The sequence below is a fragment of the Serratia sp. CY81684 genome, from assembly GCF_052166595.1.
GTDB classification, from domain to species: Bacteria; Pseudomonadota; Gammaproteobacteria; order Enterobacterales; family Enterobacteriaceae; genus Serratia; species Serratia nematodiphila.
The window spans coordinates 588007-603285 of sequence record NZ_JBJNOO010000004.1 but is presented as its reverse complement, the minus strand read 5'-3'; the positions used below and the strand labels follow the sequence as shown (position 1 = coordinate 603285).

Sequence of the window (15279 nt, the reverse complement as noted above, 5' to 3'; positions counted from 1 at the left end):
TTCATCCGCGCGCCAGCGTTGCGCCGATCAACGCCAGCAGACGGGCGTTGTCCACCTGCTGCATGATGCGCACCGGCTTGCCCTGCGGCGGCGGCATACCGACCGTCAGGCGCAGGCCGCCCGGCCGCCAACGGCGTGAGCTGCCGCGCGTCAACGCCCCTTCCAGCGCCACATCCACATGGAACATTTCGGTCGTGACCAACTGCGGTTCCAGCAGCCAGGCGATCACCAGCGCATCATGGATCCAGCAGCCCGGCAGGCGCCGCGTATGGCGCGAATAGTCGATCCACGGCTGCGTGGTGGCGCGCAAATAACGGCACAGCGGGGTATCCGGCTGGGTCAGCGCGGCCAGATCCGCCTGGGTCAGCATGGTCTGGGTGGTGACGTCCAGCGGCGCCAGCGTGATATTGGCGCCGCTGTTCAACACCAGCCGCGCCGCTTCCGGATCCAAACCAAAATTGGTGTCCTTGATGTATCCTTCGACGTTGAACACGCCGCCCATGATCACGATCTCTTTCACCGCCTGTGCCATCTGCGGGTACAGCTGCATGGCGTGCGCAACGTTGGTCAGCGGGCCGATCGCCGCCAGCGTGATCTCGCCGGGATGCCGGCAGATCAGTTCGCCGATGGCGATGGCGGCGTCCGGTGCGGGCGCGTTGGCCAGCGAGGGGGCGGGCAAGTCGCGCCACAGCGCCGCCAGCTGCGGATCGGCGATCGGGCGGTCCAGATGGGCGCGCCACGGCTCCGGCGGTTCGCTCAGGGCGCGCGCCGCGCCGAGGGCGACCGGTACCCGGTAGCCGCTCTGCGCCAGCAGATCGGAGGCGACGGCGAAGCCCACTTCACGCGGGGTATTGCCGGCCACGATGCTGATCAGCTCCAGTTGCAGCTGCGGTTTGGCCGCCAGCGCCAGGGCCAGCGCCAGACCGTCATCGACGTTGGCGCCGGGAACGCCGTTGCCGGGATCGCAATCAATGATTAAACGCATAGTAAGGTGTCCTGAAAAACCGCTAACAGCCGCATGAGTGGCGGATGCGCAGTTGAAAAGCGAATTCATGCAGCTCGGCGGGCGCGGCGCCGGCGGCCAGCATGGCGATGGCCCGCTTGGCCATGGCGTCGATCGGCTGCTCGACCGCGCTGAGCGGCGGCACGCTGAATTCGGATTGCTGCGTGCCGTTAAAACAGATCAGCGCCAGATCGTCCGGCGCGCGCAGCCCATGCTCCGCCAGCGCCGACAGGCAGCCGAGCGCCTGCTGTTCATTAGAGGTGAAAATGGCGCGTGGACGCGGGCCTCGCACCAGGCGTTGTGTGGCCTGGTAACCGCCCTGGCGGGTGTAGGGCACCTCGAAAATCCACTCGTCGCGCGGCGCGATGCCCGCCTCCAGCAGCGCATCGCGCCAGCCGTTCAGGCGATCCTGCGCGTTGAGCATGGTCAGCGGGCCGATAAAAATGCCGATGTCGCGATAGCCGTGCTGCAGCAGATGGCGGGTCGCCTGGCAGGCGGCGTCGCGCTCGTCGACGCGAATGGCGCAGACGCCGGCCTGGCTGTCGATGGTGTCAATCATCACGCAGGGCGTGCCGGAGGCGCGGATCAGATCGAACCACGGATGGCGATCGACGCTGGTGTACAGCAGGCCGTCGACCTGGCGGCGCAGCAGGTTGTTGATCAGCTCATATTCGCGCTGCCGGTCGTCGCCGGCGTCGCCCAGCAGCAGCACGCGGCCGCGGCTGAAGGCTTCCTGCTGCAGCGCCCGCGCCAGCGTGGCGAAGAACGGGTTGGAAATATCCGGCACCACCAGCCCATAGGTTTGCGTGCTGCCGGAGGCCAGCGCTCGCGCGATGTCGTTCGGCCGGTAGCCGGTCTGCTCGATCGCCGCCAGCACGCGCAGCCGGGTGGCTTCCGCCACCGGGCGCGGGCCGTTGTTGATCACGTAGCTGACCACGGCGACGGAGGTGCCCGCTATGCGAGCCACGTCGGCGCGGGTAACGCGGCGCGCGGAGTGATTATCCAAATTGAGGTCCTGTTCGCCTTCCCGCTACGCGGCATCCTGCGGCAGGTTGAGATCGCGGCCGCGGGTTTCGGGAGCAAAGAAGGTGGTGATTAAGCCGATGGCCGCCATTACAACAAAATAGCAGGCGACAGGCCACCAGTGACCGAAACCGGACAGCAGCGCGGTGGCGATCAGCGGCGCGGTGCCGCCGGAGAGGATCGACCCGAGCTCCTTGGCGAACGCCATTTTGGAGTAGCGGTTCTTCACGCCGAACAGTTCGACGCCGTAGGCCGCCTGCACGCCGAAGATCCCCAGCGATGCGATGCACATGCCGACTACGATCACCGAGATGACGATCGCCGGCTCACGGCTGTCGAGCAGCCAGAACGCCGGGAAAGCGTACAGCACCAGCAGCAGGCAGAACCACCGGTAGGTGATGCGGCGGCCGAAGCGATCGGAGAGCCAGCCGGCCAGCGGGATCACCAGAAAACCGCACAGTGAGGCGATCAGCACCGCCAGCGCCGGCACCGATTTATCGACCATCAGCACCTTGGCGACGTAGCCGACGATAAAGCCCTGACACAGGTAGGAGGGGCCGTTTTCGCCGATGCGCAGGCCGAGCATCACCCAGAACGCCTTGGTGCGCTGCAGGTAGCTGCGCGTATCCGGCGCGGCCTGGGCGGCGTCCAGCATGCGCTGGTGGTTTTGCTGCAGCTCGCGTTCGAACACCGGCGTTTCCCGCACGTGGCGGCGCAGATACAGCGCCACGCCGGCGATCAGGATGCTGGCGAGAAACGGAATGCGCCAGCCCCAGCTCATCAGGTCTTCCTTGTCGAGCTGCAATACCAGCAGCCACACCAGCGACGCCAGCAGGGTACCGCTGTTGGAGCCGATGGCGATGATCGACGCCACCAGCCCGCGCCGCTTGGCCGGCGCGTATTCCGCCAGCATCACCGCCCCGCCGGACAGCTCCGCGCCGGCGCCGAACCCCTGCGCGAAGCGCAGGATCACCAGGCAGGCGGGCGCCCAGACGCCGATTTGCGCATAGGGCGGGATCAGGCCGATCAATGTGGTGGAGAGGCCCATCAGCGCCACGGTGGTGATCAGCACCACGCGGCGGCCTTTGCGATCGCCGATCCAGCCGAACACCAGCGCACCGATCGGCCGTGCGACGAAGCCGACGGAGTAGGTGGCGAAGCTGGCCAGCAACGCCACCAGCGGCGTGGCTTCGGGGAAGAACACGTCGCCGAACACCATGCCGGCCGCCAGGCCGTACAGCGCGAAGTCGACGTATTCCATGGCGGTGCCGAGCCAGCAGGAGAAGGTGGCGCGCCAAAATTGGCTGCGCCCCTCTTTGGTTGCCAGGCGTTCATCGGCCGCCAGCGCGGCGTCGGCGGTCTGTGAAGGGGCAAGCGTTGTTTCGCTCATGGCAGTGCTATCCTCTTTTGTTCTGCGCCTGGAGGGGCGCGGTTAAAGATGGTTTCCCTGGTGCCGGCAACAAAGGTGTGCCGACAAATCATGTCGGACGCATGGCGATTCAACGCTGCCGTATCAGGGTATCTACGCGCGTAGATAACACAACGCGAGGAAGCTGAAACTTTGCGGGCGATCACAGAATCGTCAGCACGCCGGGAAATGAAGATAGAGAATGCGGATGGCAAAAAGATGACAGAACCCCGGTTTTTCCGGCCGATTGACCTGCCGTTTTCGCCACGAATCAGCCTGCCGCTTTCGCATTTCTGCGCTACAATGGGGGCCTGTTAACAGTTTGTATCGTCTGGCGCGCCGTACCGGCTGCGGTTCAGGCGAGGAGTAAAGCAATGTCTGGCATCAGGGATTCCATCCTGCCGCCGCTGGAGTGGTTATCCGAACAGGATCCTCCGGCGCCCGCCGCCGTCAGCGACTGGCTGATGGAGTTAGGCTCCATGACCCGCCGATTTGAACGCCATTGCGCCCAGGTGCGCGTTGAACCGCAGCGCGAATGCTTCGTCACGCGCGAGGCGCTGGGCGACGAGGCGAACCACCTGCCCGACAGCCCGCGCTACTGGCTGCGCGAAGTGGTGCTGCTGGGCGACGGCCAGCCCTGGCTGCTGGGGCGCACGGTGATCCCGGAACATACGCTGACCGGCCCCGACCAGGCGCTGGTGGATCTGGGGACGCTGCCGCTGGGGCGCTATTTGTTCAGCAGTGGCGATCTGACCCGCGACTATATCCATATCGGCCGACAGGATGCGCTGTGGGCGCGTCGTTCACGGTTGCGGCTGGCGGGCAAGCCGCTGCTGCTGACCGAACTGTTTTTACCGGCTTCGCCGCTGTATTCAGCGGTCCCCGCATAAGAGAGGAGAGCAAGACGTTGGAGGGAAGCGTGACTCAAAGTAAATGGCGGGCTTACAGCCATTTGATGCGCATTGATAAACCGATTGGCACGCTGTTGCTGTTGTGGCCGACGCTGTGGGCACTGTGGCTGGCCGGAAAAGGCGTGCCGCCGCTGTCGATTTTGCTGGTGTTCGTGCTCGGCGTGTTCCTGATGCGCGCCGCCGGCTGCGTGGTGAATGACTATGCCGATCGCGCGGTGGACGGCTACGTGAAACGCACCGCCGGGCGGCCGATGCCGAGCGGCCGGGTGAGCGCGAAAGAGGCCAAGGTGCTGTTCGTGGTGCTGGTGCTGATCTCGTTCTGCCTGGTGTTGACGCTGAATGCGATGACCATCTGGCTGTCGCTGGCGGCGCTGGCGCTGGCCTGGGTGTATCCGTTCATGAAGCGGGTGACCAACCTGCCGCAGTTCGTGCTGGGCGCCGCGTTCGGTTGGGGCATTCCGATGGGCTATGCGGCGGTCAGCGAATCGCTGCCGCTCAGCTGCTGGCTGCTGCTGCTGGCGAACATCTGCTGGACGGTGGCCTATGACACGCTGTATGCGATGGTCGATCGCGACGATGATCTGAAAATCGGCATCAAGTCCACCGCTATCCTGTTCGGGCGTTATGACAAGCTGATCGTCGGGCTGTTGCAGTTCGCGACGTTGCTGCTGCTGGTGTGGGTCGGTTATCTGGCGCAGCTCGGCGGCGCGTTTTACTGGTCGCTGCTGCTGGCGGGCGCACTGTTCATTCACCAGCAGAAGCAGATCGCCGGGCGCGAGCGCGACGCCTGCTTCAAGGCCTTTCTGCAGAACAACTATGTCGGGCTGGTGGTGTTTATCGGCATCGCGCTGAGCTATCTGCCGGCGTAACGGTTTCCTGCAGCAAGAAAAAAGGCACCCCAAGGGGTGCCTTTTGTGTTTCCGCGCCGGGCGAAATCACTCGTCTTTCTCTTCTTGCGCATCGGTTTGCGGCAGAGCGTTGGTCTCTTCCGGCATGTTGACGCTTTCGATGGTCAGCTTGATTTCCGGCGTGATCAGATCGCTCAGCATGCTGTACACCTCGAGGGTGTGCTCGCGGATCGCATCGCCGCTGTCGTTGATGTAGCCTTCTTCACGCAGCGTCGCCACCAGGGTGGAGAACACCGCCTTGTCGAAGAACTCCGGCGCGTTGATGCCGTGCAGCACCGATAGACGCTGCGCCATGATGCGGCTCTCTTTCTCCAGCGCGCCGCGGTTGATGCTCGGGTTGGCGCTGAGGATCGACATGGTGATGGCGTAGCGTTGCAGGGTTTCGCGCACCCCGGCGGCCAGCAGCTGCAGCGGGCGAATGCGCGCCGGGTTGAGCACCAGATCGTCGCCTTTGTCGCAGATCAGCTGTTGACGGATCAGCTCGTCGATCATCGGCCGCAGCACCTCCGGCAGCTGTTCCTTGTCGTTATGCAGGAACAGCTCGGCTTTCAGCATCGGGTAGATCATGCCGATCTGGCGCAGCAGCTCGGCGCGCGACACCCGGCGATGATGCATCACGATGCTGGCGATCAGCGACGGCAACACCAGCAGATGGTGGATGTTGTTGCGGTAATAGGTCATCAGCACCGCCTGCTCGCGCGGCAGGATGATGATGTCGCCGATGCTGTCCTTCTCCACCTCGAACTTGTTCATGTTCAGCGCGTGATCCAGCAGCTCATCCGGCGTTTGCGTCGGCACGGTGACGTCACGCGCGTAAGGCGCGTTGCGCATCAGCTGCAGGTAGCACTCGAGCTGCTCGACCAGCTGCTCGCGGGTCAGCGAACGCTGACGCGAGGCCAGCAGCGCGGTGGAACACAGGTTCATGGCGTTGGCTGCGGCGGCATTGTTGATGCGCACCATGATCTGGCCGGCCAGATCGTTGACCGTCGGCGTTAGCCAACTTGGACGCTGAGCTTCGATCGGATCGATCGATTCGCGCCACTGCGGCACGTTCTGGTTGAGGTAAGCCGTCAATGGCAGCGGTTCGCCGAAGTTGACGTATCCCTGGCCCAGGTTGCGCAGCTTGCGCAGGCCGCGCAGCATCTGCGGCAGGCTCTCTTTTTCCTTGGTGGCGCCGCGCAGCTCTTTGGCGTAGGTACCCACTTCCATCACGTGTTCGTAACCGATGTAAATCGGCACCAGCGTGATCGGACGGGTGCCGCCGCGCAGCATCGCCTGGATGGTCATCGACAGGGTGCCGGTCTTCGGCTCCAGCAAGCGCCCGGTGCGGGAACGGCCGCCTTCCACGAAATATTCCACCGAGTAACCGCGGGTGAACAGCTCGCCGAGGTATTCGCGGAACACCGTCGAATACAGCTTGTTGCCTTTAAAGGTGCGGCGGATGAAGAACGCGCCCAGGCGACGGAAGATCGGGCCCGCCGGCCAGAAGTTGAGGTTGATGCCCGCAGCGATGTGCGGCGGCACCAGGCCCTGGTGATACAGCACGTACGACAGCAGCAGATAGTCCATGTGGCTGCGGTGGCAGGGCACGTAGACGATCTCGTGGCCGTCCTGCGCCAGCTGGCGCACGCGCTCGGCGTTGGTGACGTTGATGCCCTGATACAGCCGGTTCCAGGTCCAGCTCAGCACGCGGTCGGACAGGCGCACGGTTTCGTAGGAGAAGTCGGCGGCGATCTCTTCCATCAGCGCGATGGCGTTCTGCTGGGCCTTCTCGTGCGAGATCTTCTTGCTGCGCGCTTCGTCCTCGACCGCTTTTTCGATCGCTTTGGACGCCAACAGCTTGTTGAACAGATCCTGACGGGCCGGCAGACTCGGGCCCACCGCGGCCAGGCGCTGACGCGAGAAGTGCATGCGCGCCACGCGCGCCAGTTTCTGCGCGATGGTTTTATCCGTGCCGTGTTCGGTAGCCATGCGGCGCAGCGACACGGTGTTGGAGAAACGCACGAAGCTGTCGCGGCCGAGCCACAGCACGGCGAAGAATTTCTGCACGCCGTTCAACAGACGCAGGTGCGGCGTGCCGTGGCCTTCGCGGCCCGGCGAACGGCCGAACATCACCGAAACCGGCAGCATTTGAATGTCGAGATCCGGGTTGCTGCGATGCAGGTCCAGATAGTCGTGGAACAGCTTTACCGACTCTTCTTTTGGGGTGTAATAGCGGAATACGCGCGGGCCGTCGTGAATGAACACGTAGCTCGGCAGCACGGTGCCGTCGATCTCCAGCGAGTTGAGCGGATCGGGCAGATCCTGCGCCAGGCACTGGGTGCGCAGCGTCAGCAAATCCGCCTTGGAATTGTAAGGTAAAACATACAAAATCGGCCGTGAGGGATCCAACCCTAGCTCGGTAACCGGATCTGAAGGGATGACCTTACTTCTTACCAACAATTTAAGTGGTAAATTCAATATTTTATAATAAATTTTACGCCAACCTGACATAACAACGTGAAGCCTCTTGTTAGCAATGCGCCGCAAGCATACCAGAAACCGGGTAGCAGATCTGTGGTGTTCGAAAACCGAGAGCCGTCAGCGCGGACTGTTCTAGACTCTTTTTATTATGACCGACCTCTGAGAAAGGCACGAAAACATGGCAAACCAAGCAACCGGACTGACCCGCATCATCAAGGCCGCCGGCTATTCTTATAAAGGGCTATCCGCCGCCTGGCAGCACGAAGCGGCTTTCCGCCAGGAACTGGTGGTCACCCTTCTGGCTATCATACTGGCTGTCTGGCTGGATGTGGGTGCGATAGCGCGCATTTTATTGATCGGATCGGTAGCGCTGGTGATGATCGTCGAGATCCTGAACAGCGCGATCGAGGCGGTGGTGGATCGCATCGGCAGCGAACATCACGAGCTGTCCGGGCGGGCCAAGGACATGGGATCGGCGGCGGTGTCGCTGGCGATCGTGCTGGCGCTGTTCGTTTGGGGCACGGTCTTATGGCAGCATTTCGGCTGACGAAAAGCGCCTACTGACTGATTTTTATTTATTCTTCGGTTCCCAATCCGCGCTTACCTGTATATACTCACAGCAAGACTGTATAAACAAACAGGGGGCGGAATGAAAGCACTAACTACCAGACAGCAAGAGGTCTACGATCTGATTCGCGAGCACATTTCGCAAACGGGCATGCCGCCAACGCGTGCCGAGATCGCGATGCGTCTGGGGTTCCGTTCGCCTAACGCCGCCGAAGAGCACCTGAAGGCGCTGGCACGCAAAGGCGTGATCGAAATCGTCTCCGGTGCCTCGCGCGGTATCCGTCTGCTGATGGAAGAAGAAGAAGGGCTGCCGCTGATCGGCCGCGTCGCCGCCGGCGAGCCGCTGCTGGCGCAGCAGCACATCGAAGGGCACTACCAGGTGGATCCTTCCCTGTTTAAACCGAGCGCCGATTTCCTGCTGCGGGTGAACGGCATGTCAATGCGCGACATCGGCATTCTGGACGGCGATCTGCTGGCGGTGCACAAAACGCAAGACGTGCGCAACGGCCAGGTCGTGGTCGCGCGGATCGAAGACGAAGTGACGGTCAAGCGCTTGAAAAAGCACGGCAACGTGGTTGAACTGCTGCCGGAGAACAACGAATTCCAACCGATCGTGGTCGATCTGCGTCAGCAGAATTTCACTATCGAAGGGCTGGCGGTCGGCGTGATCCGCAACGGCGACTGGATTTAATCGCCGCGCCATCACCGCCGCTCCCTGTATCAATCGCCCCTGTTTTGGGGCGTTTTTGTTTCTGACTTCGCCCTTTGTCACTCAGTCACAGGAACATCCCATCATGCGCCTGATTTCCGCTTTCACCAGCGACACCGATAAAGCCCTGTGGCGCCTCGCCCTGCCGATGATCTTCTCCAATATTACCGTGCCGCTGCTCGGGCTGGTGGACACCGCGGTGATCGGCCACCTCGACAGCCCGATCTACCTGGGGGGCGTCGCGATCGGCGCGGTGGCGACCAGCTTCCTGTTCATGCTGCTGCTGTTCCTGCGCATGAGCACCACCGGTCTGGCGGCGCAAGCGCTGGGGGCACAGAATCCGCAGGCGCTGGCGCGCGCCTTTATGCAACCGTTGCTGCTGGCGCTGTTGGGCGGCGCGGCGATCGTCCTGCTGCGTTATCCGCTGATCGAACTGGCGCTGCGGATCGTCGGTGGAGATGGCGAGGTGCTGGAACAGGCGCGGCGTTTTCTTGAGATCCGCTGGTTAAGCGCCCCGGCGGCGCTGGCCAACCTGGTGCTGCTGGGCTGGCTGCTTGGCGTACAGTACGTGCGGGCGCCGGTGATCCTGCTGATCGTCGGCAACCTGCTGAACATCGTGCTGGATATCTGGCTGGTGATGGGCCTGGGCTGGAACGTGCGGGGGGCGGCGGCGGCAACCGCCATCGCCGAATACGCTACGCTGCTGCTCGGCCTGTGGTTGGCGTGGCGGGTGATGCGCCTGCGCGGTATTACCCTGCAGATGCTGCGCCAGGCCTGGCGTGGCGATCTGCGTCGCCTGCTGGCGCTCAACCGCGACATCATGCTGCGCTCATTGTTGCTGCAACTGTGCTTTGCGTCGTTGACCATTTTCGGCGCTCGCCTGGGAAGCGAGGTGGTGGCGGTCAATGCGGTATTGATGAATCTGCTGACGTTCACCGCCTATGCGCTCGACGGTTTCGCTTATGCGGTGGAGGCTCATTCGGGCCACGCCTACGGCGCCCGGGACGACAGCCAACTGCGCAAGGTGTGGCACGCGGCCTGCAGGCAGGCAGGGCTGGTCGCGTTGGCCTTCGGCCTGGCGTATGCCGTTACCGGCCAGCAGATCGTGGCAGCCTTGACCTCTTTGCCGGAACTGCGTGCGTTGGCCGCCCATTATTTACCCTGGCAGGTCATTCTGCCGCTGGTTGGGGTGTGGTGCTATTTGCTGGACGGCATGTTTATCGGCGCCACGCGCGGTGCCGAGATGCGCAACAGCATGGCGGTGGCCGCTGCGGGATACGGTTTGGCGCTGTTCAGCGTGCCGCTGCTTGGCAACCACGGCCTCTGGCTGGCGCTGGCGGTGTTTCTGGCGCTGCGCGGTCTGGCGTTGGGCTGGATTTGGCACCGTCACCAGGTGCGCGGCAGCTGGTTTACTGCCCATTAAACCGGACGTGTTGTTGGGTTAATGGTTAGTTTTTCTTATGATTTTGATCATGTTTGCTTACATGTTTTCAGCCCTGGTCTGTTCGCGTTAGTTCGTTGTTTGTTAGCGTTTTTTGTTTTTATTTTGTTTGTTAATGGTTTTTTATTCTGCATATTGGCTTTTTTATTTCCATGTTTAACTAGAATGAATCATGTGGCTGGTAAATGAAGGGGAGCGGTGCTTCTTAAGGTGAAGGAAGCATCAGCCAGAAAAACTTCTGGTTAACCCCGGCCGGCAACAGGGATCACTGATTCACCACAGGTTAACGGAGAGACTATGAATAAAGATCAAGCCGACGGTAACTGGAAGCAGCTGAAAGGCAAAGTGAAAGAGAAATGGGGCAAGCTGACCGATGACGATCTGACGGTCATCGAAGGGAAACGCGAACAGCTGGTCGGCAAAATCCAGGAGCGCTACGGTTACCAGAAAGAGGCGGCCGAAAAAGAGGTGAAGGCCTGGGAAGATCACACCAAACACCGCTGGTAACACGCAGGGCCGCCACTGACGGCGGCCGGCAACAGCGCAGGCCGGCGTCGCCCCATCCTCTGGCGCCCCGGCCGCAGGTACAGGGAAGTACCTGACTTCGTCTTACTTCTTCTTGATGGCGATGCTGTGATCGTGTTCGGCGCAGTCATGCTTGCTGTCACAAGCTTCAACTTCAACGCAACCGGCGCACAGGCCGTGCGCTTCCACCACGCTGTGCCGCAGCGCAAATCCGGCCTCCTGCGCCAGCTTCTGCAGCGTTTCCTCCACGCCTTCGGTGGTGCGTTCGGTCACCTGGCCGCAGCGATCGCAGATAAACAGCGCGGACGTATGCATCGGCTGTTCGAAATGGTGGCACAGCACGTAGCTGTTGGCGGACTCCACCCTATGGATAAACCCTTGCTCCAGCAGAAAATCCAGCGCGCGGTAGACCGTCGGTGGCTTGGCCTGCGGTTCGGCGACGCGCAGCAGATCGAGCAGGTCATAAGCGCTGATTGCACCGGGTTGCTGAGTCATCAGACGCAGCACTTCCAGCCGTTGCGGCGTCAATCGCACATTGCGTTGCTGGCAGAGGCGTTCCGCCTGCGCCAGCAGCTTTTCCTGGGTGGTTGAGTTCATCGCAAATATCCCGGTACGTAAAAAAGCCGATTTTACCATGATTACGGCGAATCGCCGAGAGTTGCCCCCTTTTCCCCTGAGGATAGCGCAGAGAAAGGCGCGCTGAGTGCGCTAAAAGAGAGATGCATCACAACTTTTCCCCTCCGCCGGGCGGTAGATCAACGTTGCCGGTTTTAGCGCTGGAGAGCAGCGGGCGAGAGCGGTATAACGCCTTTCACTCGCGTGATGAGCAGGAGCCCTGTGTGATGACGGAAAGAGAGAAGCTGTTAAGCGGCCTGGAATACAACAGCCGCGATGAAGAACTGATCGCCCTGTACCATCGGGCGAGGGCGTTGACCAAAAGCCTGGGGGCGCTGGACTCGCATCAGGCGGACGAGAAAAATCGCCTGCTCGGCGAGCTGTTCGGCAACTGGGGTGAGGCGAGCTGGATCGAAACGCCATTCTGGTGCGACTACGGGCAGCATGTCCGCATCGGTAAAAACTGTTTTATCAACGTCAATGCGGTGTTCCTCGACTGCAACACCATCACCATCGGCGACAACACGCTGATCGGCCCCAACGTACAAATCTACACGCCGAGTCATCCGCTGAAGGCCGGTGAACGCTTTACCGGTGACCCGGCTTTTCCTTTCCGCACCTCGGCGCAGCCGGTGTCTATCGGCAGCAACGTGTGGATCGGCGGCAACGTGGTGATCCTGCCGGGAGTGACCATCGGCGATGGCACGACTATCGGTGCGGGCAGCATCGTCACCGGCGACATTCCGGCCAATGTGCTGGCGCTGGGGCAGCCGTGCCGGGTTATCCGCGCGTTGGAATAGGCCGCTTAACACGAATCGGCGGCCAGCGGTTTATCGGCGAGTGCGGGGCAAGGGCGGAGGAGGGGGCTTCTTACGGTGCGAATCGTCGTTTGGCAACTGGTGGTCATCGGCCAAGGCCTGGCGTGCGGCCGCCAGGCGGCTCATGACGGTGCCGATTGGCACCGCCAGCACTTTCGCCGCTTCCCGGTAGGACAGCCCTTCGACATACACCAGAAACAGCGCGTTGCGCTGGGCCGCCGGCAACCGGCTTACGCGCCGCATCACTTCATTGAGCCAGACCGGCTGTTCACCGTTGTCCGCATCGCCAAGCTCTTCCGCCGCCATGCAGCCTTGCCCCTGACGACGATGCTGGGCGCGAACTTCATTGAGCCAAATAGAGTGCAAGATGGCAAACAACCAGCGATCCAGGTGTGAACCGGGGGTGAATTGCGCGGCGCGCTCCAGCGCACGCACGCAGGTTGCCTGCACCAGGTCGTCGGCGACATCCCGCCGGTGCGAAAGCACCAGCGCATAGCGCCACAGGCGGGAGAGATAGTGGCCGAGTTCATCGCGTATCGCATCGCCGCTGATAGTCACCTCCGCAGGCGCGTCGGATCAAGATTCCGGATGGTGGTCGATGGCTGCCGCCAAATCTCGGTACTCCTCGCACCCAGTGCCGCACAGCGACTGGATCACCTGCAGCTGTTGGCGCGCCAGGTCGGGCCGCCCTTTCAGCATATAGGCTTCCCCCAGGTACTCGCGCACTTTGGGGTATTTCGGATCGAGGGCCACTGATTTTAAATAATAGCCGATACCCTCATCGGTGCGGCCCAGTTTGCGCGTGGCGTAGCCGCGATAATTCAGTGCGACGGCGGTGTTGGGATTTTGCAGCGTGTTGAGCATATCGATCGCTTCCTGATAGCGGCCGCTTTTCGCCAGTGCATAGGCATAGTTAGTGCGGTCGGCGTCGTCGACTTTGCTGCCTTTATCCACCGTGCAGGTCTGGGTTTTACTGTCGTAAACCTGGCCTTTCGGACAGGTCGGCGGGGTTTGGCCGCTGCCGTCGCCGCCCATCGCCAGCGCCGCGCCGGAAAACAGCAGGCAGCCGGCAATGGCCGATGCCAGCAGGCGTTTAATGAAGCTGTTCATGGTTGTGTCCTCAAGGCAGAGGCGCCGTGCGCGCCCGTAATGAGATAACACCTGAACGAGTGAATTTATTCGCCTTACTCCCGCTTATTTACGCCACCGGCAAGGCGGTTTTCCCAACGGCGTCGATTGTCGTTATAATAGCCGTTTGCGGCCGCGCGCCGTTCGTTGAACCCAGACAGACTCAGGTAGCCAGTAACTCAGCATGACGAAAGACAACCACGCCCCAACCTACGCCGCCAATCGTTTCTCCATCGCGCCAATGCTCGACTGGACCGATCGTCATTGCCGTTACTTCCACCGCCTGCTGACCAAGGAAACGCTGTTGTACACCGAAATGGTGACCACCGGCGCGATCATCCACGGCAAGGGCGACTATCTGGCCTACAGCGAAGAAGAGCATCCGGTGGCGCTGCAGCTGGGCGGCAGCGATCCGGCCGCGCTGGCGCACTGCGCCAAACTGGCGGAGCAGCGCGGTTATGACGAGATTAACCTCAACGTCGGCTGTCCGTCCGATCGGGTGCAAAACGGTATGTTCGGCGCCTGCCTGATGGGGCAGGCGACGCTGGTCGCCGACTGCATCAAGGCGATGCGCGACGTCGTATCGATTCCGGTGACGGTGAAGACCCGCATCGGCATCGACGATCAGGACAGCTACGCTTTCCTGTGCGACTTTATCCAGACCGTCGCCGGGCGTGGCGAGTGCGACATGTTCACCATCCACGCTCGCAAAGCCTGGCTCTCCGGCCTCAGCCCGAAAGAGAACCGCGAAGTGCCGCCGCTGGACTACCCGCGCGTTTATCAGCTGAAGCGGGATTTCCCGGCGCTGACCATCGCCATCAACGGCGGGGTGAAAACGCTGGAAGAGGCGCAACAGCACTTGCAGCATCTGGACGGCGTGATGATGGGGCGCGAGGCGTACCAGAATCCGGGCATCCTGGCGCGGGTCGACAGCGAACTGTTCGGCGCGCAGACCGCGGTGCCGGACAGCGTGGCGATCGTCGAAGCGCTGTATCCGTATATTGAGCGCGAGCTGTCCAACGGCACCTATCTCGGCCACATTACTCGCCACATCCTCGGTCTGTTCCAGGGCGTGCCGGGCGCGCGCCAGTGGCGTCGCCATCTGAGCGAGAACGCCCACAAGCCGGGCGCCGATGCGCGGGTGGTGGAGCAGGCGCTGGCGTTGGTGCGCCAGCCGCGTGTCGAAATGGCGTAGCCGAAAAAATTTGACCAACAGTTAGTCTTTTTCACCAGGCATTCGGCGCATTGCCGGATGCCTTCCCCATTTTTTCAATAGGTTAGCCCTTCCGCCATTCTGGCACGCTTCTTGTAATTCACTCTGCAGATACGTTGCATTGCAAAGGAGCAATCATGTTGGAAATCTTCTTTCTCATTGGCTTTGTGGTGATGCTGATGGTGACCGGCATCTCGCTGCTGGGGATCTTCGCTGCGCTGTTGGCGGCGGCGGCGTTCATGTTGTTGGGCGGGTTATTCGCGGTGGTCATCAAGCTGCTGCCGTGGCTGATTTTGGCGGTGGTTGGGGTATGGATTTACCGTTCAATGCAGAAACCCCAGGTCAGGCGTTACTGATTTTTTGCTGAATAATCAGTCAGTCGCGATGAAACTTGCATAACTGCCCGCCACGCTAATGCGGCAGCGATCACAGCTTGGCAGTTTTCCCCGGCGATGTGGCACATAAAGCGTGTTTTTTGCCGGACGGGGCTGTTAGGATGTTGGTCGATGCAGTGATGCGACCCATTTCATCACCGTGAGAGACACCT

At 61.7% G+C, this 15279-nt stretch carries 16 protein-coding genes; 9 read left to right on the top strand and 7 right to left on the bottom strand.

Annotated features, from left to right (window positions below; genetic code table 11):
* Position 1: 1 nt before the first annotated feature.
* From ACJ8QF_RS17845 to ACJ8QF_RS17835, 3 genes are read right to left on the bottom strand one after another with little or no spacing between them, the layout of a single operon-like run.
* Entirely contained in the window at positions 2–985 is a 984-nt protein-coding gene (locus ACJ8QF_RS17845; RefSeq protein ID WP_088381960.1) for a nucleoside hydrolase, read from the bottom strand.
* A 22-nt stretch (positions 986–1007) separates the two neighbouring features.
* Positions 1008–2009 carry a LacI family DNA-binding transcriptional regulator gene (locus ACJ8QF_RS17840; RefSeq protein WP_154871706.1) on the bottom strand — a complete coding sequence of 334 codons (1002 nt, stop codon included), beginning with the start codon at positions 2007–2009 and terminating at the stop codon, positions 1008–1010.
* 24 nt (positions 2010–2033) lie between these two features.
* Positions 2034–3416, bottom strand: a complete 1383-nt coding sequence (locus tag ACJ8QF_RS17835; RefSeq protein WP_015379229.1) for an MFS transporter — start codon at positions 3414–3416, stop codon at positions 2034–2036.
* Positions 3417–3808: 392 nt separating this feature from the next.
* On the opposite strand from ACJ8QF_RS17835, the gene ubiC reads away from it, so the two are divergent.
* Positions 3809–4324 (top strand): chorismate lyase, encoded by a 516-nt coding sequence (gene ubiC, locus ACJ8QF_RS17830; RefSeq protein WP_015379228.1) that lies wholly within the window; start codon positions 3809–3811, stop codon positions 4322–4324.
* Positions 4325–4341: 17 nt separating this feature from the next.
* On the top strand, positions 4342–5214 hold the full coding sequence (ubiA, locus tag ACJ8QF_RS17825) for a 4-hydroxybenzoate octaprenyltransferase (RefSeq protein WP_004936728.1): 873 nt from the start codon (positions 4342–4344) through the stop codon (positions 5212–5214).
* 66 nt (positions 5215–5280) lie between these two features.
* On the opposite strand, the gene plsB is transcribed toward ubiA, so the two are convergent.
* Positions 5281–7746 carry a glycerol-3-phosphate 1-O-acyltransferase PlsB gene (plsB, locus tag ACJ8QF_RS17820; protein WP_099982352.1) on the bottom strand — a complete coding sequence of 822 codons (2466 nt, stop codon included), beginning with the start codon at positions 7744–7746 and terminating at the stop codon, positions 5281–5283.
* Positions 7747–7894: 148 nt separating this feature from the next.
* Between plsB and ACJ8QF_RS17815 the strand changes: the two genes are divergently transcribed.
* The 4 genes from ACJ8QF_RS17815 to ACJ8QF_RS17800 all read left to right on the top strand — a co-directional run bounded on the left by ACJ8QF_RS17815 (position 7895) and on the right by ACJ8QF_RS17800 (position 10940).
* Positions 7895–8263, top strand: a complete 369-nt coding sequence (locus tag ACJ8QF_RS17815) for a diacylglycerol kinase (protein WP_015379225.1) — start codon at positions 7895–7897, stop codon at positions 8261–8263.
* A 102-nt stretch (positions 8264–8365) separates the two neighbouring features.
* Complete coding sequence (gene lexA, locus ACJ8QF_RS17810) at positions 8366–8974, top strand: transcriptional repressor LexA (RefSeq protein WP_004936736.1); 609 nt, start codon at positions 8366–8368, stop codon at positions 8972–8974.
* 103 nt (positions 8975–9077) lie between these two features.
* Positions 9078–10415 (top strand): MATE family efflux transporter DinF, encoded by a 1338-nt coding sequence (gene dinF / locus ACJ8QF_RS17805; protein WP_033631971.1) that lies wholly within the window; start codon positions 9078–9080, stop codon positions 10413–10415.
* Positions 10416–10730: 315 nt separating this feature from the next.
* The gene (locus ACJ8QF_RS17800) at positions 10731–10940 is read left to right on the top strand and encodes a CsbD family protein (RefSeq protein ID WP_004936743.1); all 210 of its coding nucleotides are present in this window, start codon (positions 10731–10733) and stop codon (positions 10938–10940) included.
* Positions 10941–11042: 102 nt separating this feature from the next.
* On the opposite strand, the gene zur is transcribed toward ACJ8QF_RS17800, so the two are convergent.
* Positions 11043–11555 carry a zinc uptake transcriptional repressor Zur gene (gene zur / locus ACJ8QF_RS17795; protein ID WP_015379223.1) on the bottom strand — a complete coding sequence of 171 codons (513 nt, stop codon included), beginning with the start codon at positions 11553–11555 and terminating at the stop codon, positions 11043–11045.
* Between the two features lie 245 nt (positions 11556–11800).
* Between zur and ACJ8QF_RS17790 the strand changes: the two genes are divergently transcribed.
* Positions 11801–12373: a sugar O-acetyltransferase gene (locus tag ACJ8QF_RS17790; protein WP_004936750.1), complete on the top strand. Its 573-nt coding sequence runs from the start codon at positions 11801–11803 to the stop codon at positions 12371–12373.
* A gap of 30 nt (positions 12374–12403) precedes the next feature.
* Here ACJ8QF_RS17790 and ACJ8QF_RS17785 read toward each other — a convergent pair whose 3' ends face one another.
* Positions 12404–12949, bottom strand: a complete 546-nt coding sequence (locus tag ACJ8QF_RS17785; protein WP_442537730.1) for an RNA polymerase sigma factor — start codon at positions 12947–12949, stop codon at positions 12404–12406.
* 18 nt (positions 12950–12967) lie between these two features.
* The gene (locus tag ACJ8QF_RS17780; protein ID WP_131165455.1) at positions 12968–13501 is read right to left on the bottom strand and encodes a tetratricopeptide repeat protein; all 534 of its coding nucleotides are present in this window, start codon (positions 13499–13501) and stop codon (positions 12968–12970) included.
* A 202-nt stretch (positions 13502–13703) separates the two neighbouring features.
* On the opposite strand from ACJ8QF_RS17780, the gene dusA reads away from it, so the two are divergent.
* Both dusA and pspG read left to right on the top strand, forming a co-directional pair.
* Complete coding sequence (gene dusA / locus ACJ8QF_RS17775) at positions 13704–14714, top strand: tRNA dihydrouridine(20/20a) synthase DusA (protein ID WP_019453217.1); 1011 nt, start codon at positions 13704–13706, stop codon at positions 14712–14714.
* A gap of 155 nt (positions 14715–14869) precedes the next feature.
* Positions 14870–15088, top strand: a complete 219-nt coding sequence (pspG, locus tag ACJ8QF_RS17770; protein WP_004936761.1) for an envelope stress response protein PspG — start codon at positions 14870–14872, stop codon at positions 15086–15088.
* Positions 15089–15279: the final 191 nt, after the last annotated feature.

What these genes read in the sequence shown, in the direction of transcription:
- ACJ8QF_RS17845 (WP_088381960.1), bottom strand. Translation starts at nt 985, where the DNA reads ATGCGTTTAATCATTGATTGCGATCCCGGCAACGGCGTTCCCGGCGCC.
- ACJ8QF_RS17835 (WP_015379229.1), bottom strand. Translation starts at nt 3,416, where the DNA reads ATGAGCGAAACAACGCTTGCCCCTTCACAGACCGCCGACGCCGCGCTG.
- ubiC (WP_015379228.1), top strand. Translation starts at nt 3,809, where the DNA reads ATGTCTGGCATCAGGGATTCCATCCTGCCGCCGCTGGAGTGGTTATCC.
- plsB (WP_099982352.1), bottom strand. Translation starts at nt 7,746, where the DNA reads ATGTCAGGTTGGCGTAAAATTTATTATAAAATATTGAATTTACCACTT.
- ACJ8QF_RS17815 (WP_015379225.1), top strand. Translation starts at nt 7,895, where the DNA reads ATGGCAAACCAAGCAACCGGACTGACCCGCATCATCAAGGCCGCCGGC.
- lexA (WP_004936736.1), top strand. Translation starts at nt 8,366, where the DNA reads ATGAAAGCACTAACTACCAGACAGCAAGAGGTCTACGATCTGATTCGC.
- dinF (WP_033631971.1), top strand. Translation starts at nt 9,078, where the DNA reads ATGCGCCTGATTTCCGCTTTCACCAGCGACACCGATAAAGCCCTGTGG.
- ACJ8QF_RS17800 (WP_004936743.1), top strand. Translation starts at nt 10,731, where the DNA reads ATGAATAAAGATCAAGCCGACGGTAACTGGAAGCAGCTGAAAGGCAAA.
- zur (WP_015379223.1), bottom strand. Translation starts at nt 11,555, where the DNA reads ATGAACTCAACCACCCAGGAAAAGCTGCTGGCGCAGGCGGAACGCCTC.
- ACJ8QF_RS17790 (WP_004936750.1), top strand. Translation starts at nt 11,801, where the DNA reads ATGACGGAAAGAGAGAAGCTGTTAAGCGGCCTGGAATACAACAGCCGC.
- ACJ8QF_RS17780 (WP_131165455.1), bottom strand. Translation starts at nt 13,501, where the DNA reads ATGAACAGCTTCATTAAACGCCTGCTGGCATCGGCCATTGCCGGCTGC.
- dusA (WP_019453217.1), top strand. Translation starts at nt 13,704, where the DNA reads ATGACGAAAGACAACCACGCCCCAACCTACGCCGCCAATCGTTTCTCC.
- pspG (WP_004936761.1), top strand. Translation starts at nt 14,870, where the DNA reads ATGTTGGAAATCTTCTTTCTCATTGGCTTTGTGGTGATGCTGATGGTG.